The sequence below is a fragment of the Enterococcus sp. AZ109 genome (genome assembly GCF_051714625.1).
Classification (GTDB): Bacteria; Bacillota; Bacilli; order Lactobacillales; family Enterococcaceae; genus Enterococcus_A.
Map to the genome: position 1 here is coordinate 960,853 of NZ_JBIOSF010000002.1, position 23,696 is coordinate 984,548.

Here is a 23,696-nt window from a genome sequence, read left to right on the forward strand (position 1 = left end):
TTCCTTGATTTTTAAAAGATTTATTCACCACAAGTTGAGAGTGCCAAACGACCAATAGAAAGTCTTCATTTTTTAGATCAACAAACGAAGAGTTTCAATTAACAGCAGCTTCTTCATTTAATCTCTCTTTTGAGATTGGATGGGGGAGTTTTTTGTCGTGTTAGAAAGGAGAAGTTTCAAACAAGTAGGGAGTCTATTCGGCAATTTAAAAGATGTTCGGATTTACTTACTGCCCCAAAGCTGAGCAAGTTGGGAAGCTTTCTTGATTTACCACCGAATTTTCTCATATTTTAGGCGTGTTGATAGTAAAATAGTAGAAGAGATAGACTAGCTAAAAAGGAATTTCTTGCTTTTTTGAATAAAACACTTGCAATTTGGAACGTTCCAAGTATAATAATAGATAAGTTGGAACGTTCCAAAAAAGGAGGAAGTCAAATGAATTACCAAAAAATAGTTGCTGAAATTATCGAAGCTGTGGGTGGTGAGGAGAATATCGCTCATGCTACTCATTGTGTGACCCGTTTACGTTTGACCTTAAAAGAAACAAATTATGATCAACAGCGTTTAGAAAATATCGAAGGTGCTAAAGGAGTATTTTACAACAAAGGACAATTGCAGATTGTTTTTGGGACTGGTGTTGTTGAACGCGTTTATGAAGCTTTTACAAAGGAAACGCAGATTGACAATCAGTCTTCTCAACAGGTGGATAAGCAAACGCCTGATACATGGAAAGATAAGTTGTTTGAATTTTTTAAAGCCTTTTCAGATATTTTTGTGGCTTTGATACCAGCGATCGTTGGTTGTGCGATGTTGTTAGGTGTTCGTTCGTTGTTTATCACTACTGGCTTGTTTGGTTTAGAAGGAAGCTTAGCTGATAATTATCAATGGGCTGCCGATACAGCAGGATTCTTGAATATAATTGCTACTGGGTTAAACTTCCTACCAGTGTTTGTCGCTTACTCTGCTACTAAACGCTTTGGAGGAAATCCGGTGTTCGGGATTATCTTAGGATTGATCTTGGTTCATCCTGATCTAGGCAATCGGTTTGAGTACATGCAAGGAACCATCGAAAATCTTTCTTACTGGAGTATTCTGGGATTCAGCGTACCGCAAGTCGCCTTTCAAGGTGGAATTTTCCCAGCAATTTTAAGTTCATTCTTTATGGCTAAGTTCGAGAAATTTGTAACTAAGTACACACCAAAGATGCTGACATTTATTGTAGTTCCTGCCATTACTATTTTGGTTTCTTCGCTAGCGCTATTCTTAGTTTTTGGTCCTTTAGGAGACTTAGTTGCTTCAGTGATTGGTACGGCAGCTGATTTCTTATATGTGAGGGCCGGTGTTTTCGGAGCAGGAATATTTGCAGCTTTACTACAGCCTTTAGTTATCACTGGAACCCATCACATGATTGGTTCGATTGAAGCGCAATTGTTAGCTCAGACAGGCTTTAACTATATTCAACCGCTTTGGGCCGTTTCGATTATCGCTCAAGGAGGCGCGGCAATGGGGATGTTCTTCTTGGCGAAAAAAGGCTCAAAACGCCGAGAAATTTCTTTTTCAAGTTTTATTCCGACATTGGTTGGAGTCAGTGAACCAGCGATTTTCGCAGTAAATTTAAAAGATTCGATTGTTCCTTTCCTTACAGCAGTAGCTGGTGCTGGTATAGGTGGGGCGTATATGAAGATTTTCGATGTGAAAGCTTTGGGCTTTGGCTTAACCGGGATTCCTGGAATTACCATTGTTAATCCACCAGTGGTGATTCATTATATTATCGGCTGTCTCTTGTCGTTTGCTTTACCAATTTGTTTCTTGTTTGTTTATAACAAAGTAAAAGGGGTTGCCGGAGCTGAAGTTCGTGTTCCGAATGTTGCGGAGGATGTGAAAGCTTAAATGCAAAATTTATTAGTAGATCAAAAAAGAACTATTTATATAGAAGAAAAACGATCTGAATTGGCAGATCTGGCGAAAGAAGTGACTCAAAGTCGTTACTTACCTAAGTATCATATTTATCCTGAATCTGGTTTGATGAATGATCCAAACGGCTTAGCTTATTTCAACGGACAATATCATGTCTTTTTTCAATGGTATCCTTTCGCACCGCTGCATGGTTTGAAGCATTGGGGACACACTACTTCAAAAAATTTAGTGGATTGGACGAAACAAGAAGTCGCTTTATCACCTGTTGAGGAATATGAAAAAAATGGTTGCTATTCGGGAAACGCGATTGAATTTCAAGATGAACTGTATCTTTTTTACACCGCCAATTATAAAACAGAAGCTGGTAAAATTCCGAAACAGGCTGTGGCGATCATGGACAAGAAGGGACAGATCAAGAAACAAGCAGAGCCGGTGATAGAAGGTCTAATGGAAGGCTTGTCTGGTGAGTTGCGTGACCCATACGTTTTTGAACGAAACGGGCAGTTTTATATGCTGCTAGGTGGTAGCGAATTTGCAGGAGAACCTACTTCTAGTTTCGGCGATCGTGGAGTACTGCTATTGTATAAAAGTGATAACTTACTCGATTGGAGCTATCAGGGCTTGATTGATTTACCTTTCGATACAGGCTATATGTTAGAGTGCCCTAGCCTGATTCAAATTGATGGAAAAGATGTTCTCCTCTTGTCACCGATGGGAATCGCCAGCGAAAGTGAGCGCTTTAACAATCGCTTTGCTACTATTTATGCTGTCGGTGAGCTGGATGTAACCAACCGTTGTTTCCGCACTGAATATTGGGATCAGATGGATGCAGGGTTTGACTTTTATGCACCACAGGCTTTCTTAGGTAAAAACCAACAACCATTACTGTATGCTTGGTTTGGTTGTGGTGAGCCTGAATATCCAGTCCAAGAAAACTGGCAGCATGGGTTAACATTTCCACAACAATTAACAATTGAGCAAGGCAAATTTAAACGGTATCCAGCAGCAGAAATACTTGCTGTATTTAGCAAGCCACAACGTGTTAATGGTGACTGTATTGAAACTAACAGTCGCAACTATTGGTTAGAAGTAGAAGCGGGTTTCAATTTCAAGGTAGGTTCAGCTGATGATTACTGGGAGTTTGTTTATGATGCAAAGACAAAACGAGCCAATCTTTCACGAGAACATTTAGCTAAGTCGATCGATGAAAGCTACGGAACACAAAGAAGTGTATTCATCCAAAATTTGGACAAGGTGGATGTGTTTGTCGATAACTCTTTTGTTGAAGTTTACTTAAATCAAGGAGAGCAAGTATTTTCCTTTCGAGTATTTCAAGAAGGTAGTGACACTATTTGTAGTGCATATGAGACTTTATCAGGTTACTTGCATAATACTTAAGGAAATCAGGTCATTTAAATGGCCTGATTTTTGTGATCTCAGCTGTAGTATCGCCAGCTCCTTCATTAAATTAGTATGATAGGTCTTTACTTCTCCTAAGTTTTCATAGGTTGACGAAAAACTTATAAACAAATATATATGCTTGAAAATACTTAAAGGGAAGCTTATACTATTAGTGAGGAGGCGATCGTGTGTACCAAGAAGAACGGATTCAAAAAATTCAACAGCTTCTGTTAGAAAAAAATCGTTTAACTAAGAATGAAATTATGGAGCAGTTCAACATTTCGTCAGATACAGCTCGGCGTGATATTTTGGCAGTCACGCAAAGTGGACTAGCAACGCGGACTCATGGAGGAATTATGTTAGCTGACACTGGCAATAAGGTATTAGATTTCTTTGAGCGATCGAATTTGCTGTTGCCAGAAAAAGAAAAGATGGCTAAGAAAGTAGTCGATTACTTGCCTGAAAACAGTGTTTGCTTTCTGGATGTTTCGACAACGTTGTCACTGGCAGCTCAACAGCTAAAGAAGCAATGCAAAGTTTATACCCATTCTTTAGATAATGCCTTTGCTTTAGGAGTAAATAGTCTGGTAACAACCCATGTTTTCGGTGGTGAACTAGATACGGATAATCGCTTTTTCTTTGGAACTCAAACCTCAGGAGAGATTCAGCGATTGAAATTTGATCTAGCTTTTATAGGTGCTGCCAGCATTGAGCCAGATGGTATCTATTTTAAAGAGGAAACGAATGCTTATGTGAAGCAAGCGGTCGTATCTTGTAGCCGTAAAGTTGTTTTGGTTAGTGAGCATCAAAAATTTCTAAAGTCAGCACCTTATAAAGGAGCAGATTTAGCCCAAATCGATGTCGTAGTTACTGATTGCGAGTTGTCACTAGAGGAACAAGGCTATTTTAAACAGGATTGCCAGTTTATCTATTAGGAGGAAACGAATATGAAGGAGATCTCATTAATACTCACTGATATTGACGGCACACTGCTGGATTCTCAGCATCAAGTAAGTGAGGAAAGCCAATTGTTACTTGCGGATTTAGCCGAAAAAGGAATTCCGGTAATCTTAGCTTCTGCTCGTTCTCCAAGGGGAATGCTGCCAATTGCAGAATTGATTCAATCCAAGACACCACTGGTCTGTTTTAACGGAGCCTTGATTACGCAATATGCTCAAGGTGAATTTAAGCATCTAGCAAGCCTAACTTTAGAACGATTGGATACCTTATTGGTCTATCAATTGATTGCGTCAAAATTTCCTGACATCAGTATCAATGTTTATTCGGAAGACCGTTGGGTAGTTGAGAAAAAGGATTTTTGGGTGAAGCAGGAAGCAGAGATTACACAAATAGAGCCAGAGACTGCATCGTTAAGAGTTTTTTTGAAAGAGTATCATCCGATTCATAAAATTTTGTGTATGGGTTCACCTCAGGAAATCGCAGCATTAGAAACAGAATTGGAACGTTCTAGCATATTAAGTATTGATTTTCAGCGTTCTAAAGACAGCTATCTAGAAATCGTAAACAATCAAGTCTCGAAGCTAAGTGCCTTGAAGACCTTAGCAGAACACTATCAAGTAACAATTAAAAACACGCTGGCAATCGGTGATAACTATAACGATGTACCAATGATCCAACATGCTGGTGTAGGAATTGCTATGGGCAATGCACCTTTACCCGTTCAGCAGGCCGCAGATTACGTTACCAAATCCAATGACGAGAACGGATTTTATGTAGCCTTAGCAAACTGCCTGAGCTTGTCTAAATTATAATAAAAGTGTTTCAAAAAAGGGATGGTGAAATGAAGCGAATTGATAAAGTGTTTCAAGGGTTATGGGGAATTTGGCAAGACAGTAGTCAAGAAGCACTAGTAGAGCAACAGGGAACATCGGCTTCTGAGTTAGCTGAAGTATTAAAATTAACTCGGGCAAATGTTAGCGCTGAATTGAACAAGTTGGTTCGTCAGGGGCAAGTTATCAAGATTAAGGGCTATCCGGTACGTTATTTGCCAGTTGATATTGTTGAGAACATTTTTCAGATCAACTGGCCGGATAATTTATCAGAAGTTGCGGATATTAAAGACTATACTACGGGAAATGAACCCTTGAAGCCGCTTAAAATAAAAACGAATCCTTTTGATTTGCTAATCGGACACAACGCCAGCTTGAAAAAAGCCGTCTCTCAAGCGAAGGCTGCGGTTCATTATCCACCAAATGGTTTGCACATTCTTTTGTTGGGTCCAACGGGTTCGGGGAAAACCTTCTTTGCTAATAAAATTTATCAATATGGATTGTATGAACACTTGCTACAGGAAGAGGCACCATTTATCAGTTTTAACTGTGCCGATTATTACAACAATCCACAGCTGTTGATGTCCCAACTTTTCGGCTATGTAAAAGGGGCATTTACCGGAGCAGATGAAGATCATCCCGGTTTGGTAGAGCAAGCCGATCAAGGGGTTCTGCTGCTAGATGAGGTTCACCGTTTAACTCCTGAGGGACAGGAAATGCTTTTTTATTTTATTGATACGGGTCGTTTTAATCGTCTAGGAGAAAATGGGTTTCAACGAGAAGCGAAGGTCATGATCGTTTGTGCAACAACGGAAGATCCCAATTCAGCTTTGTTGTCTACCTTCCAGCGAAGAATTCCAATGACAATTCAAATTCCCGCCTTTAATCAACGGTCAGTAAAAGAGCGAATCGAGTTGGTCAAATTCTTATTCGGGAATGAAGCCAAGCGAGTAAAGCGGACCTTTTTGATTGATATTGATGTGATTAGTGCTTTAATTAATGCGATTAATTATGGAAATGTCGGACAGCTGAAATCACAAATCCAATTAGTCTGTGCACAAGCTTTTTTGAATCAGCTCCATGCAGGTAGTGAGATTAAAATTTCATTAACAAATCTGCCTGAAGAGATTCGAACCCACTGGCGCTCCAGTAGTCAGAATATTAAGAAATCAAAGGAAATTACAGCTTATGTGGATGTCACAACAGTTATTTACCCGGATAAACAGCCAGAATCACCAGAGGAAGAATTTGGTGGACTAAATATTTATGAAGTCATTGAAGATAAGGTTAGGATTCTGGAAAAAGAAGGGATTTCGAAAAAGGAGATCCATCAATATATATTAACCGACCTGCATTTATATGTTCGCAATTTTGTTAATAGCAGCCAAATTAACTATAATTTGCTGAAATTCGTTGATCCTGTGATATCTGATTTGACGATTCATTTGAAAGAAATTGCGGAAGAAAAACTAGCTATGAGCTTTGATACGCGTTTTTTATACTATATTGGGATGCATCTAGATTCTTACTTTCATCGGGACACGAAGGAAAAGCTGATATCTCAATTTGATATTGAGGAAGTAAAAAAAGAGAATCCCCGAGAATATGAAGTAGCTCAGCTATTTAAAGCGGCCATTGAAGAGCGGCTAGGGATTCAGTTTCCGGAAATTGAAGTCATCTATTTAACGATGCTGCTAGTATCGATTGAAACACTTGAAGAAAAACAAAAGGTAAGTGTTTTAGTAGTCGCTCATGGTAATTCGACGGCTACTTCAATGGTGCAAGTAGGTTAGGTGACGCACCAATAGTGGCTTTAAATATGCCGCTAGAGGTTCCACCAGAAGAGCTGTTTGATAAACTGGTTAAAACAGTTATTGAAATTAATCGAGGTCGTGGTGTGTTGCTATTGGTTGATATGGGTTCTTTAGCTATGATTGAAGAAAAGTTGATTAAAGCAACTAACATACCAATCAAAACAATTCGCAATGTTACAACCAGCATGGTATTAGATGTAGTCAGGAAAATAAATTACATGGACCTTGATTTGACCGGAATTTACCATTCGGTGGTGAAGGATTTCCTCAGTACAGTACAGATGCAGGAGCTATCCAGTGGCAAGTGTAAAGCTATCTTGTCCATTTGTACTACTGGAAAAGGAACTGCAAAAAAATTAGAGGAAATGATTACACGAGTCGTTGAAACACAAACGGAAGAAACGATCCAGATAATCACCGTTTCAAGTCTGCATTTAAAAAAAGAGCTACCAGATTTATTGGACCAATATCAAGTAATCGCAACGGTAGGAACAAAGAATCCAAAGTTGGATGTGCCTCATGTTACTCTAGAAACCTTAATTGACGGGTCTGGTGAACAACTTTTGCGCCAGTTAATCGGCAATGTTGATGCAAGACGGGAAGTTGTTCAAAAGGATAACGTCATTTTACGAGATCTTTGCCAAGACACCTTAAATATGTATTTAGTTTATTTGAATCCTCACCACATTACGGATCTATTATTAGACTGGATTGAGGAATTACAAGCGAAGTTGGGGCGCCAATTTCCTAATGCTCTTTCCTTGAAATTGATTGTCCATACTGCCTTTGCTTTTGAACGCATCGTAAAGCAAGCTCCGATTGAATATACCGATGAGTATCGGAATGAATTAGACCCCTATGTACAGCTAGTGGATGAAACGTTACAGACGTTAGAGGAACAATTAAAACTACCGCTAGTACAGGATGAGAAGCTGTTTATTGCTGAAATTTTAATGGACGAGCCATAAAGTGTTTCAAAAATAGGTAATAAAAGAGGAAGTGTTTTGATTTTTTAAAACACTCCCTCTTTTATTGTGTGTAAAAGCGGGGAATAGCAGCGAAACACTGTTTTGGCACGCTACTTGCTTTATAGAGAAGTGAGAGGAGTGAAAAGATGGTAAAACTAATTGTAAGTGGCCATGGCGATATTTCGTTAGGAATGCTTGATGCGTTTGGCATGATTTTTGGCGAAGATCCTGAAGTAAAGGCGGTTCCCTTTTTAAAAGGTGAGGGGCTACCGCAAATTCAAGCAAAGTTCCAAGATGAGGTAGATAAGCTAGTTGAAAAGGAAGGGATTTTGTTTTTAGTCGACATTTTTGGCGGAACTCCCTACAATGCAGCCGCTCAGCTGGTTTACACGCTAGAAAGTGCTGATATTGTAACGGGGGTAAATTTACCTATTTTATTAGAAGCAGCAACGGCAAAATCATCGATGGATGTAGCTGAATTAACCGCTCACTTAAAGAATGTCGGTAGCAATAGTATCAAACTATTCACAGAAGAAATTCAAAAGGTCACTCAAAGCGACCAAGAGGAGGATTTATTATGAAAATAGAATTAGCTAGAATTGATGATCGGTTTATCCACGGACAAGTGTTAACAAAATGGGTAAAGCTGCGTCCCGTTGACCGCATTATTATTGTATCGGATGCTGTAGCACAAGATGAAATGCGCAAAACTTTAGTGCTGTCAGTGGCTCCAGCTAATGTTAAAGCGAGCGCAGTAACCGTCGATAAGATGGTGCGAGCTTATCATTCTCCTCGTTATGAAAATGACCGGGTGATGCTGCTGTTTGAAGGACCAGAAGATATTGCTGAGCTAGTGAAAAAAGGCGTGCCGTTAAAAGAAATCAATGTCGGTGGGATGCGCTTTGAAAAGGATCGGAAGCAGATTACTAAAGCAGTGAGTGTTGCCAACAGTGATGTCGATGCTTTCAATCAGCTGCACGAGCTAGGAGTCAATCTGGAGCTGCGTCAATTACCTGGAGATTCCAGTGTTGATTTCTACAAAGAACTGAAAAATAATGCATAAAGGGGTTTAAACAATGAACGCATTACAAATTATTTTACTTTTACTGGTTGCTGGTATTACGGGAATGGGCAGTGTGCTGGATGAAGCACAAACCCATCGGCCGATAGTAGCTTGTACGCTGGTTGGTTTAGTTTTGGGGGATGTTACAACCGGAATTATTTTAGGCGGTACATTGGAAATGATGGCACTAGGCTGGATGAACGTAGGTCTAGCGATGGCACCTGATACCGCAATTGCCTCAGTCATTTCTACTATTTTAGTAATTGTGTCTAACCAAGGAATTGGGGAAGGCATTGCGATTGCCGTTCCGTTAGCAGCTGCAGGGCAAGCATTAACAATTTTTGTCCGAACAATTACGGTGTTCTTTGTGCATAAAGCCGATGCCTTTGCTTTGAAAGGAAATTATCGCGGAATTGAAATAATGCACATTCTGGCTCTAGCATTGCAAGCGTTACGTGTTATGATTCCTACTTTGATTATTACCATGATTAGTGCCAGCGCAGTGAGCAATTTCTTGAACAGCATCCCGGAAGTCATCACTGGTGGATTGCAAATTGGCGGCGGAATTATTGTAGTTGTCGGTTACGCTATGGTTATCAACATGATGGACGTTCCGTACTTGAAACCTTTCTTCTATATGGGCTTCCTTTTCGCGGCCTTCACGGGCTTCAACTTAGTTGGTTTTGGCAGCTTAGGTCTGTGTCTAGCATTGCTGTTCATTCAATTGAAATACAATGTAGTCGGCGGGCAGCCAGCGGCCGCTGCTGCCAACAACAGCCAAAGCTATGCTGACCTTGACGATGATTTAGATGATGACTTGGATGCCTAAAGGAGGAACCGATCGTGGAAAAGAAATTAACCAAAAAAGATATCAATAGCATGTTTTTACGCTCCAATCTATTACTAGGCTCTTTTAACTTTGAACGGGTACAAAATATGGGCTTTTGCTTTGTAATGATTCCAGCCATTAAGCGTCTGTATGAACCAGGACCAGAACGAAATGCTGCGTTGCAACGTCACTTGGAGTGGTTCAATACACATCCATGGTTGACCTCACCCATTTTCGGGGTGGTCGGTGCAATGGAAGAGGAGAAAGCAAACAATGGTGATATGCCGGGTAACTCAATCTCAGCGATGAAAATCGGTTTGATGGGACCGTTAGCAGGTGTAGGTGATCCGATTTTCTGGGGAACCGCTCGTCCGGTACTAGCGGCTCTAGGTGCTTCACTAGCAGCAGCTGGCAGTCTAATGGGACCACTCTTGTTCTTTATTGCAATTAATGTAATTCGTCTAGCTACAAAATATTTTGGTCTGACTTTAGGCTATGAAAAGGGTAACGAGATCATCAAAGAGATGGCTGGCGGTCGGATCAAGAAGTTGACAGAAGGCGCTTCTGTTGTTGGTCTGTTCGTGATGGGCGCGTTGGTGAACAAATGGACAACTATCAACATTCCGATTATAGCAACTAGAATCACAGATGATAGTGGACAAGTGGTTACACAAACTGTTCAAGATGTTCTAGACAGCATCATGCCAGGAATGCTTGCGTTGTTATTAACGTTGTTTGTCTCATGGTTGCTGAAGAAAAATGTTAGTCCATTACTGATTATTCTAGTAATCTTCGTAGTCGGTATTGCAGGGAAAGCATTGGGATTCTTAGGGTAGTATCAATAAAATTAATCGCTAAACTGGCTTTTCAAAAATTATTGAGAAGTCAGTTTTTTTGCCAATTTTTTAGATTTTACAACAGCAGCAATTACTCGTTCGGTAATTCAATTCTAAATTGTAAAGAGTTGTGGCGTTGTGGGTGAAGGTGATAGGAGGACAACTGCTTTGGATATAGTAAATACTGGCTTTATTGAAGCTGATGCTTACGTACTGGCAAGTCCATCATCCAGTCGTTTCATTGAATTTGACCTCCGATGAAATTGTCGCAGGGATGAAGCTAGTTGATTGTTGTAATTAAATGCAAGAAAAAGGGAGCCTCTGATCCAACGATAGGTGCTCCCTTTGCTTTTTAAATACAATTCAAAGTAGTGATTAATAGCTAACTTCGGATGTAAATTTATGGTATTTTACTCCATTTTACTGGATCAATTAGGCTAATGTGATTGATGGAATCTCCAGGAATCACTTGAATCCCTGCTTCAGGATTTGATACAAAAATGCTGTTCTCTCTGAATCCTTCAATCACGCCAATGATATCTGCATAAGCGTAACCTTCAGGATTCAACTCATCTAATTGAATTTCGACAAGACAGCTGCTCATATAGGCTTTTTCCAAAATCATCGAGATGTCTAAGTCATTCATTTGTGGTTTTCTAACCCAAAAAGTTTCTCGTTCTTCCCTCTCTTTCTCCATTTCGGCGGTGTGTTCACTTAGGTAAAAACCCATCCATTTCGCCATCCCTCGATCTTCGTAATCTCGAATAAGGGGATCGGAATGGTAAGACATAAATCCTTCACCCATTTTTATTCACCTCCAAGAATTTTTATCCAGACTTGATTTCCTTCTAACGCTCTTTTTACTTATAAACCGTCCAAGCCACCAGCTCCGCCAGCATGGCCGCCCACCAAATTAGCACGATCTAAACTTCGGGCATGATCTAAAGTAGAACTGGCTCGAACAATGGAAACAAATCCATACTTCCCTCTAATCTTGTCCATTATTTGATCCAGCTTTTCATTTTTGATTTGTTCTTCCGGTTCTTCAAACAAATTCAGCTGACTACCCCCATGATAAATCAACCGAGAATAGGAGACACCAATATTTCTAACCAAACTTCCATTATAAAATTTATTGAATAAATGCAATAAGTGTCCAGCTAGTTCATCAGTATTATCTGTAGGTGTAATCTTTAGCTGTCGACTAAACCCTTTCTCCATTTCGTCTTTGGAATAACCAATTGATAAAGAGACAGTTGCTGCTTTCGCCTGCTTTCGACGTAAGCGAATGGCCACTTGCTCTGCCATTTCCCTAATAACTAGCAGCATTTCCTCACCGCAATAATCTCTAGGCAAAATTTGACTGTTTCCAAGATTTTCTGATTTAGGAGTATAACGTTTCTGAATTTTCGTTCGATCAATGCCATTAGCATGGTGATAAAGCTGCAAGCCAATTACGCCGAATTTTTCCTTTAAGCGATACGGTTCAGCATGGGCTAATTGATAGACCGTTGATATGCCCATGTCGAACAGATTTTGCTTCATTCGATGCCCGATACCCCAAAAATCACTGATCTCAGGCATTTGCCAGACTTTCGTTTCAACATCAGAGTAATTCCAGGATGCCCGCATATTAACAATATTTTTTGCTTCATTGTCTAGGGCTAATTTTGCTAGTAAGGGATTACTATTGGACATTCCAATGGTGGAATAAATACCCGTTTCTTGTAAAATATCTTTCTGGATCATGTGACTAACCGTCTCTAGTTTCTCTTTGCGTGAGAGTTGCTTAGCCGGCACAAAATAATTTAAGCTGTGACTCAAGTCTACAACGCCTTCATCAATTGAATACCACATAATATCCTCGTCGGCGGCGTATTTACGGATGATATTTTGAATCTTCAGGTTTTCTGCTATATAGTAGCGCATTCTTGGTGGAGCAATAATCAGTTTTTCCATTGCTGGATTTTCTTTGACGGTGGGGAGATCCCAAACTCTAGTCACATTATTAATTCCTAGCATTTTTTTAGCCATCGGACTACTGGCGAGAATTAGACCAGAAGTATTGTCAGCATGGCTCATTACCACCAAAAGATCCTTCAGTGGATGACAACCTCGGGCGACTAGTTCGCAACTGGCATAAAAGGATTTCATGTCAATAAAAGCATAATCACCTGTGGGTTCTAAATCATAGTTAAAGTTCATGGAAATCACCTTATCTAGTTCTTTTATTATAAAAGTTGATAGAAATAGTTTTTTTAACTTAATCAAACATACGTTCGATTACATAGTACTCCGATTAGGTAAATGAAGTCAAGAAATTCTCGCCTTTTCCTTTCAAAGTTGCAGGAAAAATTTTTCTGAGCTTCTTATTTGTCATTTTTTCTTGAATATCAGAAAAATAGGGCTTTATCATGTGAGATTTCAGTATAATAGAAGATATAGGTGGGAATTCACGGATGTAGAATGCCACAACTGCTGCAATTTCCGATTTACAGAGGAACATGCCAGTGAAAAAAACTGTTTATTATCAGCTGTGTTTTTTCTGGTGTTGGGAGACGGCGGCTATTAAATTCAAATGGAGGGACAAGGAATTTTCATTTTCCCTAGTTACTTGAACCCTGAATTCGGCAATTTTAACGGTATTTGGATGAGGTTGCTTGTGATTGGGGTGCCATGATTCTTTTGTTTGTAGCCATCTTGTTCTTGTGTCGGCGACATAACCGAAGGAAAATAAAAGCTATTTTAACTGACATCATTGCAAAATAATAGTAGATGAAGGGGTTTATGATGATTGATTTGAAAGCAAAACCGTTTGATTTGACGAAGGAACAAATTAGAAACGTTCAACAGATAGTCCAACAGCTGTCTTTAGAAGAAAAGATCGGCCAATTATTTTGTTTACATGGCGATTACAAAGATACCAATGAAATTAAACAGGTAATTGCCGATTATACGCCTGGAGCTATGATGTATCGTCCCGGTGACAGTCATGAAATTCAAGCAATCCATCGCTTAATCCAAGAAAGCAGCAAGGTGCCTTTATTATTAGCGGCTAACTTAGAGGCTGGTGGCGATGGTATTGGCAACGATGGAACCTTTTTTGGTCGGGCGATTCAGGTGGCGGCGGCAGAGGACAAAAAGCATGCTTATCGATTAGGTAAAATTGCTGGAGCAGAAGGGGCGGCAGTAGGGTGCAATTGGGCCTTTGCGCCTGTCGTGGACATCAATTTGAATTTTGCCAATCCTATCACTAATGTTCGTACCTTTGGATCGGATGTCTCACGAGTGAAGGACTTGTCGCTGCAATACATTCGGGGCTGTCAAGAAGAAGGTGTGGCAGTATCCATCAAGCATTTTCCTGGAGATGGAGTGGATGATCGAGATCAGCATTTACTGACTTCAGTAAACAGCTTGTCAACGGAGGAGTGGGATCAAACCTATGGTGTCGTTTATCGGGAATTAATTGAAGCTGGGGCTAAAACGGTGATGGTTGGCCACATTAAGCAACCGGCATACTCTCGTAAGTTGCGGCCTGGGATTACCGATGACGAGATTCTTCCAGGATCACTTTCACCAGAGCTGCTACAGGATTTATTACGGAAAGAATTGAACTTTAATGGATTGATCGTCACCGATGCCACTAACATGGCTGGTTTTTCTAGCTGCGGTAAACGGAAAAAATTATTGCCGCAAGCAATTGCTGCTGGCTGTGATATGCTGTTGTTTACTCGAAATCTGGCGGAGGATTATGCTTGTGTTCTAGCAGGTTACCAATCTGGCATCATTTCTGCTGAACGTCTAGAAGAAGCGGTGCTACGGATTTTGGCGACTAAGGCTTCTCTGGGATTGTTGGACAAAGAGCAGCTGGTACCAAAAAAAGATGCCTTAAACATTTTACGTTGTGAGCAGCATCGCAGTTGGGCGTATGAACTGTCAGATGAATCGATCACTCTGGTTAAAGATACGCAAAATCTGCTGCCACTTTCACCGACTTCCTACAAAAAAGTATTAGTGATTGTTTTAGGTGACGTAGTCAGTGCCAGCGGTAAGCCACCAGTCAGCAAAAGCTTCATTCAGCATTTGCAAGCAGAAGGTTTTGACCCTCTTATTTTCCAAAAAGAACTTCACGGAGATTTATTAACCAAGGGCACAATCGAAGAATTCACGGCGCAGTTTGATTTAGTCATTTATTTTGCCAACATTAAAACTGCCAGTAACCAAACAACGGTACGAATTAATTGGCTGCCACCAATGGGAGTGGACGTGCCGTGGTTTGTGGAAGAATTACCAACCATGTTCATTTCGATGGCCAATCCTTATCACTTGCAGGATGTACCGATGATTAAAACTTACATCAATGCATATACCGCCAACGAGTTTAACCCGAAAGTTTTAGTGGAGAAACTAGTGGGCAAATCTGCCTTTAAAGGAATCAATCCGATCGATCCCTTCTGTGGCTATTGGGATACGAAACAATAAATAAGTAAAGTCAGGGAGAAAAATCTTACCTGACTTTTTTAAGCAGCAAAAGAATAATCGATGGCTCTATTTTTGATTTAGATGATGTGTTGACGGATACTGCCTAATTGTATTTTGAAGCTTGGCAAATTTTAGCCAGACTAGCAATTGATCAGTTCTTTTTAGCTATTGTTAATCTAGCAATGATAACAAAAGGCAAGGCTGATCCAGAAATTTTTTGAAAGCTGTGGAGGTTTTAGGTTTGACGCCCATCAAGTAATCGGGTTTGTAGATGCTCAAGCTGGCACTGTCGAATTGAAGGTCACAGTCGGAATTGATCCAGCAGGTCAGCTCAAGGAGGCTGATTGGTAAGTAGATTCTTTTGAAGCGTTAGCGGTGCAAGAACTGCTGCAGAGAAAAAGGAAAAAGTTATTTAGATTTTTAATCAATTGTTTCTTTACTAAAGAACGTATGTTCGGCATAATGTGTAGGACAGGAAAGAGGTAAGAAAGTCAAAGCATATAAATTAAGCCGCTGATTTTCTTACCGCTGATTTTTGAACAAGGAAATTTATGAAGATGACTTCTGGCTTTTAGAGAAACAAAACATCGAAAAGGCGGTCAAAGCAATGATAATAAAGGTATAACGACCTAAGATTATGAGACTCATAAAAGGAAAGCTTAAAAAGACCGGAAAAATAAGTAACAGCAAAATGAAGAAGGCGTGGACTGTATAAAGCAGAGATCGAAACAAAGCTTTTTCGCTGCTGAGGAAAAAAAGCAGTAAAGCCATATCACATAAATGAAGACAACCGGATAGTTGGGTGAGAAGACTTGAAAATCGGTGAAGCCTTCTATTTGAAAGGTCATTTGATTAGCTGCCACATCTTGATACCAAGTTAACGGAAGCAGCAGAAAAATTGACAAAAAACGAGGACGGACAACACCAACCATTTTTCATCAGAATCGCCTCATTTCAAAAGTACATGTTTACACTTTAATTATACGGTAAAAAGTCAAACGGGAAAATACTTTAGTAGTGGGGAAAAGCGATCTTCTGACAGAAGCAATCGTCAAGCATTCCTTGCATAAAAAAATACAAATAGTTGTGACACGATTAGGAGAAAAATAATATGAAACGGGCAATCTTTTTTTTACTGGAGGAATATGCAGATTGGGAAAGTGCTTATCTAGCCAGCCAGCTAAACCAGCAAAAAAACTGGGTTATTAAAACCGCTGCGCTAAATAGACAAGTGACTTCTATGGGGGGCTTTAAGACAGAAGTCGACTATCTGATTGAAAAGATACCGCGAAAAATGGATATGCTTGTGTTAGTGGGAGGTAGCTCGTGGGACTTCAAAAATTCTTTATTGAAAAAAACAATCGCTGAAGCATTACTTAATGGAGTAATGGTGGGAGCAATTGACAATGCTGTGGATTTTTTAGCCAGTAATGGTTTGTTGAGTAATTATTATCATACCGGAAACCGACAAGTTTCATGGCAGGAGGTCTCACAATATATAAATCCCCAGCAATTTCGTCATCAGCAGGTAGTGCAGGATCGCAATTTAGTCACCGCTAATAGAACCGGCACTTTGGAATTTACAGAAGCTTTACTAAAAGCTGTAGCGTTCTCCGATTGGCAGACCATCGAAAAGACGATGGATCTGCATCGGATGGGTTACTATGCTTATTGTCAGGAATACGAGAATCCACACTAATGAAATTTGACGTGAGAGATACTGCAGTACAAGTAGTAAAACCAACCATTTTATTTCCGTAGTTTGTAAGTAAGCTACGGTTTTTTGTTGTGTTCGATGGAAAACGGTAGAAAGGTCAATTGATTAAATGATATCAATGTGATACTATTATCTAAATGATACTATTGAAGGAGTGATTCCATGACTATTGTAATGAAAGAAATGATGGATTGTATTGAAAATCCGGTAAAAACTAAGTTACTTTTAGCGTTGCAAACTAAAGGAACAGCCACACCAAAAGAATTACATCAAGTTAATAGTGAAATACCCAAAGCTACATTGTACCGGGCCTTGAAGAGTATGGAAAGCGCTGGCATTATTGAAGTTGTTTCGGAAATAAAAGTAAGAGCAGTCGTAGAAAAGACGTATGCAATCAGCACAGAATTTGCGCATATGGGTGAACAGGTAGTCAATAACAATGATGGAGAAGCCTATTACAAAATGTTTAGTGCTTTTATGATTACGTTGTTACAGAAATTTGAGCGCTACGGAAAGCAGGAAAACCTGAACATTGAAGAAGACGGATCGAGTTTTAATGCACTTTCGATTTATGCTACGGCCGAAGAATTAACCGAGTATAGTGAAAAGATTATGCAAATACTTACGCCTGCAATGACAAAAACATCCGATGAACAAAAACAGTATACTTTTGCAACAATAGTTTCACCACCAACTGAAAATGAATAGGGGAGTCCGCAACCGTCAAGTGACCATCACTGTAGTTTTGGAAGGAGTAGTAGTATTATGAAAAATATAGATATCGATAAATCAAAGGTGATCGCCTACTCAGGATTAGTGACACTGACACGTAAAGATTTGGAAAAACTAAAAGCCAGAAAACGTAAAGCTAAAATCAGTATGGTGGGTATCTTACTTATATCAAAAGATGTTACCTCCGAATTGGCTAATGAAACAATCGAAAGTGTGAAAGTTCATGGGATAATTCACGCATCCTCAGCAGTCAAAGCTGTGCTCCGAAACAAGACAATCTAAACATGATTTTCGGTGAAGCGTTTAAAAGGAAAAGGCAACCCGCCAATTAAGAGACATTTTCCCTCAGTTGGCGGCTTTTTCGATTATAGGATTACGCTTTCAATGTGACAGTCGGGAAAAGTTACCGAAAAAAACGTTGAATCTCAATTGTTGCATTTTCTTGACAATCAGAGGCATGGACAATATTTTCTGTCGTACTGTCGGCAAAGTCGCCTCGGATCGTCCCTGGTATCGCTTGCAAAACGTTGGTGGCTCCTAACATTTGACGAACTAGTGTGATTGCCTCTTTTCCTTCTAATAGAAGAAACACGACAGGTCCCGAGGTCATGTAGTTCACCAAATTAGGGAAAAAGGGCTTGTCCTTCAAATGAGCGTAGTGTTCTTGGGCAATTGCCTCAGTCAATACACCTTGATACATTTCTTTAATCGTCAAATTTTTGTCTTCAAAGCGCTGGATAATTCGCCCAACCAATCGTCGTCGGACACCATCGGGTTTAATAATGACTAACGTTTGTTCCATTCTTTTCAGCTCCTTTATTTAAAAAAGAGGTTTAGCCTGAGCCAAACCTCCAAGTGTTAACAATTAACGTTGTGTCACTGATACTTTCAATGCTTCCCATTGCCAATTCTCAACTTCAGGAATATCCGTTCCTTCAGTGCGAATGTAGTTGTGGTGGAATTGGAGTGTTTCATCCATTTTAGCAGAAAATTCTTGTGCTTGGCTACCATAAACGGCATTTGCTCCATCTTGTGCTAGGTGGAATCGATCCATTTCACTAAATACACGCATATCAAATGGGGTAGTGATGTCGCCATTTTCTCGGTAACCATGAATATGAATGTTATGATTACTGCGATCAAAGAAGATATCGCGAACCATTCCTTCATAGCCGTGGAAAGCAAAGACGATCGGTTTATCAGTCGTAAATAATGCGTCAAACTCATCGTCGCTTAAACCACGAGGGTCTACATCTGGATGACGTAATTTCAAAATGTCTACTATATTAATAAAGCGAATTTTCAACTCAGGAAACTGCTTGTTTAAAATCGACACGGCTGCTAAAGCTTCTAAGTTCGGTTCGGTCCCAGCTGCTGCGATTACTAAATCAGGTTCGCCGCCATTATCGGTGCTGGCCCAGTCAATTACCTTCAAGCCTTTTTCCACTAATTCTTCTGCTTCATCAACAGAATAAAATTGTGGACGTGGATGTTTGCTGGAAACAATCAAGTTAATCACTTGTTCATCTTGCATTGCCTTGTCCATTACCGCCATCAAACTATTAGCATCAGCTGGTAAATATTCACGAATAAATTCTGGTTTCTTCTCAGCTAAGTGGGTCAATACACCTGGATCTTGGTGAGTGTAGCCATTGTGGTCCTGTTGGAAAACCGTCGATGTTGCAATCACGTTCAACGCAGGATATTTTTTGCGCCATGCATGAGCGCTAGCTTTACGCATCCATTTGAAATGCTGAGTTAACATAGAATCCACAACCCGCAAGAAAGATTCGTAGCTGGCGAAGAAACCATGACGTCCTGTTAGTACATAGCCTTCCAAAAATCCTTCCGCTTGATGTTCAGATAATTGACCATCGATTACCCGACCAACTGAAGATTGCCATTCGTCCGTGCTGTTTTTAGGTTCTAGCCATTGACGGTCCGTTACTTCAAAGACTTTGTTCAGACGATTTGATTTGGTTTCGTCTGGTCCAAAAATCCGGAAGTTGTCAGGATTTTCGGTAATCATATCCCGCGCTTGTTGACCGAAGATAATCATATCCTGTGCCATTACTGCACCTGGAGTAGTTGTATCGATTGCATATTGTTTCCAATTTGGCATTTTCATTGGTTTTGGATCAATCCCGCCATTGGTGATTGGATTGGTGGACATCCGTTTGTCGCCTTTAGGAGAAATAGCTTTTAGTTCTTCGACAATTTTACCATTTTCATCAAATAATTCTTCTGGGCGGTAAGATTTTAACCATGCTACTAATTTATCGATATGCTCCATGTGTTCAGAATCTACTGGAATTGGCACTTGGTGCGCACGGAAGGTTCCGGCGATTTGTTCACCATCCCATGTTTCAGGACCAGTCCAACCTTTTGGTGTGCGGAAAATAATTACCGGCCATTTCGGCATATCGGTATCTTTTGCGTCACCTTTACGAGCTTTGGCTTGGATCGCTTTTATTTCTGCCACGACTGCATCTAAGGTTTCAGCCATCATTGGGTGAACTTTTTCTGGATCCGTACCTTCGACAAAATATGGTTTCCAGCCCATACCTGCAAAGTATTGAGTCAACTCTTCATTGGTTTTACGCGAAAGAATCGTTGGATTAGAGATTTTTCCGCCATTTAAGTAAAGGATTGGCAGAACTGCACCATCATTCACTGGGTTAATGAAAACATTTGAGAACCAGCCAGCTGTTAATGGGCCAGTTTCAGCTTCACCATCACCGACAACGGTAGCAGCGATGACGTCAGGATTATCTAAAATTGCACCAGTCGCATGTGACAAGGCGTAACCTAGTTCGCCGCCTTCATGAATCGAGCCGGGTGTTTCTGGAGCGGCATGGGATGCGATACCGCCAGGGAAAGAGAAAACTTTACATAAGTGCTTCAAACCTGCTTCATCTTCTGAAATCTCAGGATAAATTTCAGTATAACTGCCATCAATATAAGAATTGGAAACCATGACTTGTCCACCATGTCCGGGTCCTTCGATATAAAACATATTCAAATCAAATTTGTTAATCGCTCTGTTTAGATGGGCATACAAGAAGTTTTGTCCCGCAATCGTACCCCAATGTCCGATCGGATGGGTCTTTACATCTTCTTTTTGAATCGGACGTCTCAGTAAGGGATTATCCTTTAGGTACATTTGAGCGACCGAAATGTAATTGGCTGCGCGCCACCAAGCATCGACTTTTGCTAGATACTCTTTTGAATCAAAATTGACTGTCATGTGATATCTCCTTTTTGTAGTAAAATTTACTTTTATTATTTGAGTATAATATACCTTTAACTTGTGAAAATGTAAACTACTTTTTTATTAAAGAACATATGACTAGGTCTTAATTGGATACCTAACCGCTAAGATATACACATCTATATATGTATAAAAAAAGTATAATTTACTTCAAATCGCTTGTTTTTTATATAAAATAACGTAATGAATACTAGCAGAGTGGTAACAACGCTGTTTGCTAAAGAAAATCAGACTAAAGCAAGTGATAAAGGTTTATTCTAAAAATCAGAAAAAATTTCCTTATTTAGTTTTATAGACAGATTATAGAAGGAAAAAATAGCAGCATAATGTATGATCATTTTTTCACAAAAAAGAGATTGACGGACTATTTTTCCTGTGTAATAATACAGAACTAAATAGAGAACGACGCTAAAGTCAGCTACTGGTTGTGAAATTCGGTTTATTTTTTTTACGGATATTTGTGATTTATTTCACTAAATTATACGAAGAAAGGAAGATGATTTATGCAAAAAACTCAATTGAGACATCCGTTTTATTGTGTCAACTCACAGGTGCTTTGGAAAGGAGAGGCGGCGTTAGAGAATGCCCTGCATATGGACCACAAGATCATAGAGCTGGGTTTGGACGCTATTTTTACTGCAAGTATGGAGGATGTGGCTAGGATTAAAGAGGCAACCTATCGAATTCAAGTTGGGATTGTTTATGAAGGACAATCAACTACTCAGTTGGCAGATCTACGCGGTTGTGGAGCCGACGTTTTAATCTTTGATGAGTGTAAGAAGCTGACCGAGGACAAATTACAGGTAGCACAACAGTTGAATTATCTGCTTTTAGTACGAACGGATGCTCCTTTTGACTTGCCAGAAGTGTTTTTTCCGTATTTAGATATTATTAAATGGAATTTTGATAACGCTGAAGCGGCTTCTTTATTTAATAAGCAGTGCACGAAACAGAAGAAACGTATCAAACAGTTGAAGCAAGCCTATCCACATTTGGCGATCATCTATGGAGCCAATACTATTTCATCCAACATTGTATTAAACAGTTTGACGATGGGCTTGGATGGTATCGGTGAAGTCAGTTGCAACGAAAGCACTCAGAAAAAACGTCAGGAAATGCTGAAGGCAGTCAACGATTATAAAAAAGTCCAGGTATTTTTAAGCAATTAACCGACAGAATCAGTTCATTTAATCGATTGTTTTTGCTAAATAGGCTTGACTATTCAGCTTGATTTTTGCTTTACTTATTCTATTAAGGATAAGTGACAATTATCGGGGGAATAAAAATGAGCTTAGCAGATGACAAGCGATTATTAGTTGAAATTGCCTCCTTGTATTATGAACAAGGATTAAAGCAGGAAGAAATTGCTAAACGGGTCAATATCAGCCGATCATTGGTTTCAAAATATTTAGTACGTTCGCGTGAAGAAGGCATCGTAGAGATCACCATCCACGACGAATATGCCAGTCCATACCGAGCATTAGAGGAACAATTGCAGGGGAAATTCCAGCTGGAAGATGTGATTTGTATCGAGTCGGCTGGCCGCGGACTGCAAAATAAATTACTAGGGATTGCGGCAGCGAAATATTTAGCCCGCATCATCAAGCCGTGGTATACCATTAGTGTTTCAGCGGGAACCACTGTTCATGAGGCGGCAGCTAATTTTCCCAAGCAAAGTCAAATGACGAATGTCCGCTTTGTACCACTTGTTGGTGGGATGGGGATGGAACATATTACCATTCAATCTACTAGAGTTTGCGAATTATTTGCTTCTCGTTGTGGTGGGCACGCAGTAGAATTGCATGCACCCATTACCGTAGATGAGCCAGAAGCTAAGCCGGTCTTTATGAAGCAATCCTTCATCAAAAATGTGTTCGACGAAGGGGAGTCCGCTGATATCGCTCTGGTAGGTATCGGGGGTATTCCGATTTACTCTACCTTAACGGATGCCTATTTATCAGATCAGGTAAATGTCGATTCGGAATACTCCCAAGACAAGATTGCCGGTGATATTTGCTACAACTTCATTAATCATTCTGGAAAACTAGCTGATTGTTCATGGAATAAACGAGTGCTGGCAATTGACTTGGAACGTTTGAAAAAAGTTCCTCGAAAAATTGCTGTCTCTGGTGGCAAAGAAAAAGTTGAAGGTATTCGTGCAGCCTTAAAAGGCAACTTAGTCGATGTGTTAATCACCGATGAAAAAACAGCTCGTGATCTAGTAGAACAATGATAAAAAAACTCTATCGACACTCAGAAAGAGGGAGTCGATAGCGTTTTTGTCGTTATAACAGAATTGCAACCAATATCAACCAGCAGGCGACAAATTTCCAACTTTAGTCGGTAGCACGATTTTTCTCGGATCGGTATACTTTTCTTATAGAAGAGGAGTGAGGAAAATGGACTTATCAGAAAAAATTTTGAAGCTAAGAAAATCAAAAGGGTTATCACAGGATGAACTAGGAGAACAATTAGGAGTATCCCGCCAATCGGTGTCCAAGTGGGAATCTGGTCAAACAACTCCAGAGCTGGACAAGATTACCAAACTGGCCAACATTTTTGACGTCACCACCGATTATTTGCTACAGCCCAGCGAAACCGACGAATTGGTTTTAAAAACTTCCATGCTGGAACGAGAACAAAAGAGGATTTTGGATCAGCAAACCAAAACCAAAAATCGCCAGTTTACGATTGTTAGCAGTATTATTGCAGTAATTATGATCCTTGCCGTCGCCATCATCAGCAAATACATCATGTTTCCGGATTACGGTGAAGGCTATACTATGCTGGGAAAAACCATTTTGACCTGCAGTAGTTTGCTGATTATTTCCATCACCATCTTTTTCAATTGGAAAAAATATTCGTAACGAGGAAAA

At 39.9% G+C, this 23,696-nt stretch carries 21 protein-coding genes; 17 read left to right on the plus strand and 4 right to left on the minus strand.

Annotation, left to right across the window (positions count from 1 at the left end; genetic code table 11):
- Window positions 1-435: 435 nt before the first annotated feature.
- The 10 genes from IGI42_RS21260 to IGI42_RS21305 all read left to right on the plus strand — a co-directional run bounded on the left by IGI42_RS21260 (window position 436) and on the right by IGI42_RS21305 (window position 10,618).
- On the plus strand, window positions 436-1,890 hold the full coding sequence (locus IGI42_RS21260; protein ID WP_438718051.1) for a PTS transporter subunit EIIC: 1,455 nt from the start codon (window positions 436-438) through the stop codon (window positions 1,888-1,890).
- Window positions 1,891-3,315 (plus strand): sucrose-6-phosphate hydrolase, encoded by a 1,425-nt coding sequence (locus IGI42_RS21265; protein WP_438718052.1) that lies wholly within the window; start codon window positions 1,891-1,893, stop codon window positions 3,313-3,315.
- Window positions 3,316-3,506: 191 nt separating this feature from the next.
- The gene (locus IGI42_RS21270; protein ID WP_438718053.1) at window positions 3,507-4,253 is read left to right on the plus strand and encodes a DeoR/GlpR family DNA-binding transcription regulator; all 747 of its coding nucleotides are present in this window, start codon (window positions 3,507-3,509) and stop codon (window positions 4,251-4,253) included.
- 12 nt (window positions 4,254-4,265) lie between these two features.
- Window positions 4,266-5,090: a Cof-type HAD-IIB family hydrolase gene (locus IGI42_RS21275; protein WP_438718054.1), complete on the plus strand. Its 825-nt coding sequence runs from the start codon at window positions 4,266-4,268 to the stop codon at window positions 5,088-5,090.
- Between the two features lie 29 nt (window positions 5,091-5,119).
- A complete protein-coding gene (locus IGI42_RS21280; protein ID WP_438718055.1) occupies window positions 5,120-6,901 on the plus strand; it encodes a sigma-54-dependent transcriptional regulator in 1,782 nt (593 codons plus the stop codon).
- Between the two features lie 14 nt (window positions 6,902-6,915).
- Window positions 6,916-7,890 (plus strand): PRD domain-containing protein, encoded by a 975-nt coding sequence (locus tag IGI42_RS21285; protein ID WP_438718056.1) that lies wholly within the window; start codon window positions 6,916-6,918, stop codon window positions 7,888-7,890.
- A gap of 146 nt (window positions 7,891-8,036) precedes the next feature.
- Window positions 8,037-8,471 carry a mannose/fructose/sorbose PTS transporter subunit IIA gene (locus tag IGI42_RS21290; protein WP_438718057.1) on the plus strand — a complete coding sequence of 145 codons (435 nt, stop codon included), beginning with the start codon at window positions 8,037-8,039 and terminating at the stop codon, window positions 8,469-8,471.
- Entirely contained in the window at window positions 8,468-8,953 is a 486-nt protein-coding gene (locus IGI42_RS21295) for a PTS system mannose/fructose/N-acetylgalactosamine-transporter subunit IIB (protein ID WP_438718058.1), read from the plus strand. The genes IGI42_RS21290 and IGI42_RS21295 overlap by 4 nt, the downstream gene beginning before the upstream one ends.
- 13 nt (window positions 8,954-8,966) lie before the next feature.
- Window positions 8,967-9,782 (plus strand): PTS mannose/fructose/sorbose transporter subunit IIC, encoded by an 816-nt coding sequence (locus IGI42_RS21300; protein ID WP_438718059.1) that lies wholly within the window; start codon window positions 8,967-8,969, stop codon window positions 9,780-9,782.
- Between the two features lie 14 nt (window positions 9,783-9,796).
- Window positions 9,797-10,618 carry a mannose/fructose/sorbose PTS transporter subunit IID gene (locus IGI42_RS21305; RefSeq protein WP_438718060.1) on the plus strand — a complete coding sequence of 274 codons (822 nt, stop codon included), beginning with the start codon at window positions 9,797-9,799 and terminating at the stop codon, window positions 10,616-10,618.
- A 400-nt stretch (window positions 10,619-11,018) separates the two neighbouring features.
- Here the strand turns inward: IGI42_RS21305 and IGI42_RS21310 are convergent, their stop codons facing one another.
- Together IGI42_RS21310 and IGI42_RS21315 are read right to left on the minus strand one after the other, a co-directional pair.
- Window positions 11,019-11,423 (minus strand): hypothetical protein, encoded by a 405-nt coding sequence (locus IGI42_RS21310; RefSeq protein ID WP_438718061.1) that lies wholly within the window; start codon window positions 11,421-11,423, stop codon window positions 11,019-11,021.
- A gap of 59 nt (window positions 11,424-11,482) precedes the next feature.
- A complete protein-coding gene (locus tag IGI42_RS21315; RefSeq protein WP_438718062.1) occupies window positions 11,483-12,823 on the minus strand; it encodes a Y-family DNA polymerase in 1,341 nt (446 codons plus the stop codon).
- A 585-nt stretch (window positions 12,824-13,408) separates the two neighbouring features.
- Here IGI42_RS21315 and IGI42_RS21320 point away from each other — a divergent pair.
- The 4 genes from IGI42_RS21320 (at window position 13,409) to IGI42_RS21335 (ending at window position 17,831) form a co-directional block, all read left to right on the plus strand.
- Window positions 13,409-15,100, plus strand: a complete 1,692-nt coding sequence (locus IGI42_RS21320; RefSeq protein ID WP_438718063.1) for a glycoside hydrolase family 3 protein — start codon at window positions 13,409-13,411, stop codon at window positions 15,098-15,100.
- Window positions 15,101-16,211: 1,111 nt separating this feature from the next.
- Complete coding sequence (locus tag IGI42_RS21325) at window positions 16,212-16,799, plus strand: DJ-1/PfpI family protein (RefSeq protein ID WP_438718064.1); 588 nt, start codon at window positions 16,212-16,214, stop codon at window positions 16,797-16,799.
- 180 nt (window positions 16,800-16,979) lie between these two features.
- Window positions 16,980-17,525 carry a helix-turn-helix domain-containing protein gene (locus tag IGI42_RS21330; RefSeq protein ID WP_438718065.1) on the plus strand — a complete coding sequence of 182 codons (546 nt, stop codon included), beginning with the start codon at window positions 16,980-16,982 and terminating at the stop codon, window positions 17,523-17,525.
- Between the two features lie 57 nt (window positions 17,526-17,582).
- A complete protein-coding gene (locus tag IGI42_RS21335) occupies window positions 17,583-17,831 on the plus strand; it encodes a hypothetical protein (protein WP_438718066.1) in 249 nt (82 codons plus the stop codon).
- Between the two features lie 121 nt (window positions 17,832-17,952).
- On the opposite strand, the gene ndk is transcribed toward IGI42_RS21335, so the two are convergent.
- The gene (gene ndk, locus IGI42_RS21340) at window positions 17,953-18,351 is read right to left on the minus strand and encodes a nucleoside-diphosphate kinase (RefSeq protein ID WP_438718067.1); all 399 of its coding nucleotides are present in this window, start codon (window positions 18,349-18,351) and stop codon (window positions 17,953-17,955) included.
- Between the two features lie 63 nt (window positions 18,352-18,414).
- Complete coding sequence (locus IGI42_RS21345; RefSeq protein ID WP_438718068.1) at window positions 18,415-20,796, minus strand: phosphoketolase family protein; 2,382 nt, start codon at window positions 20,794-20,796, stop codon at window positions 18,415-18,417.
- A gap of 527 nt (window positions 20,797-21,323) precedes the next feature.
- Between IGI42_RS21345 and IGI42_RS21350 the strand changes: the two genes are divergently transcribed.
- The 3 genes from IGI42_RS21350 to IGI42_RS21360 all read left to right on the plus strand — a co-directional run bounded on the left by IGI42_RS21350 (window position 21,324) and on the right by IGI42_RS21360 (window position 23,687).
- Complete coding sequence (locus tag IGI42_RS21350) at window positions 21,324-21,989, plus strand: hypothetical protein (RefSeq protein ID WP_438718069.1); 666 nt, start codon at window positions 21,324-21,326, stop codon at window positions 21,987-21,989.
- A gap of 116 nt (window positions 21,990-22,105) precedes the next feature.
- Window positions 22,106-23,053 (plus strand): sugar-binding transcriptional regulator, encoded by a 948-nt coding sequence (locus IGI42_RS21355; protein WP_438718070.1) that lies wholly within the window; start codon window positions 22,106-22,108, stop codon window positions 23,051-23,053.
- A gap of 166 nt (window positions 23,054-23,219) precedes the next feature.
- Window positions 23,220-23,687 (plus strand): helix-turn-helix domain-containing protein, encoded by a 468-nt coding sequence (locus IGI42_RS21360; RefSeq protein ID WP_438718072.1) that lies wholly within the window; start codon window positions 23,220-23,222, stop codon window positions 23,685-23,687.
- The last annotated feature ends 9 nt before the right edge of the window (window positions 23,688-23,696 follow it).

Bases quoted from the DNA above. Each gene is read 5' to 3' on its own strand.
- IGI42_RS21260 (WP_438718051.1), top strand. From the start codon at position 436: ATGAATTACCAAAAAATAGTTGCTGAAATTATCGAAGCTGTGGGTGGT.
- IGI42_RS21265 (WP_438718052.1), top strand. From the start codon at position 1,891: ATGCAAAATTTATTAGTAGATCAAAAAAGAACTATTTATATAGAAGAA.
- IGI42_RS21275 (WP_438718054.1), top strand. From the start codon at position 4,266: ATGAAGGAGATCTCATTAATACTCACTGATATTGACGGCACACTGCTG.
- IGI42_RS21280 (WP_438718055.1), top strand. From the start codon at position 5,120: ATGAAGCGAATTGATAAAGTGTTTCAAGGGTTATGGGGAATTTGGCAA.
- IGI42_RS21290 (WP_438718057.1), top strand. From the start codon at position 8,037: ATGGTAAAACTAATTGTAAGTGGCCATGGCGATATTTCGTTAGGAATG.
- IGI42_RS21295 (WP_438718058.1), top strand. From the start codon at position 8,468: ATGAAAATAGAATTAGCTAGAATTGATGATCGGTTTATCCACGGACAA.
- IGI42_RS21300 (WP_438718059.1), top strand. From the start codon at position 8,967: ATGAACGCATTACAAATTATTTTACTTTTACTGGTTGCTGGTATTACG.
- IGI42_RS21310 (WP_438718061.1), bottom strand. From the start codon at position 11,423: ATGGGTGAAGGATTTATGTCTTACCATTCCGATCCCCTTATTCGAGAT.
- IGI42_RS21315 (WP_438718062.1), bottom strand. From the start codon at position 12,823: ATGAACTTTAACTATGATTTAGAACCCACAGGTGATTATGCTTTTATT.
- IGI42_RS21320 (WP_438718063.1), top strand. From the start codon at position 13,409: ATGATTGATTTGAAAGCAAAACCGTTTGATTTGACGAAGGAACAAATT.
- IGI42_RS21325 (WP_438718064.1), top strand. From the start codon at position 16,212: ATGAAACGGGCAATCTTTTTTTTACTGGAGGAATATGCAGATTGGGAA.
- IGI42_RS21330 (WP_438718065.1), top strand. From the start codon at position 16,980: ATGACTATTGTAATGAAAGAAATGATGGATTGTATTGAAAATCCGGTA.
- IGI42_RS21335 (WP_438718066.1), top strand. From the start codon at position 17,583: ATGAAAAATATAGATATCGATAAATCAAAGGTGATCGCCTACTCAGGA.
- ndk (WP_438718067.1), bottom strand. From the start codon at position 18,351: ATGGAACAAACGTTAGTCATTATTAAACCCGATGGTGTCCGACGACGA.
- IGI42_RS21345 (WP_438718068.1), bottom strand. From the start codon at position 20,796: ATGACAGTCAATTTTGATTCAAAAGAGTATCTAGCAAAAGTCGATGCT.
- IGI42_RS21350 (WP_438718069.1), top strand. From the start codon at position 21,324: ATGCAAAAAACTCAATTGAGACATCCGTTTTATTGTGTCAACTCACAG.
- IGI42_RS21355 (WP_438718070.1), top strand. From the start codon at position 22,106: ATGAGCTTAGCAGATGACAAGCGATTATTAGTTGAAATTGCCTCCTTG.
- IGI42_RS21360 (WP_438718072.1), top strand. From the start codon at position 23,220: ATGGACTTATCAGAAAAAATTTTGAAGCTAAGAAAATCAAAAGGGTTA.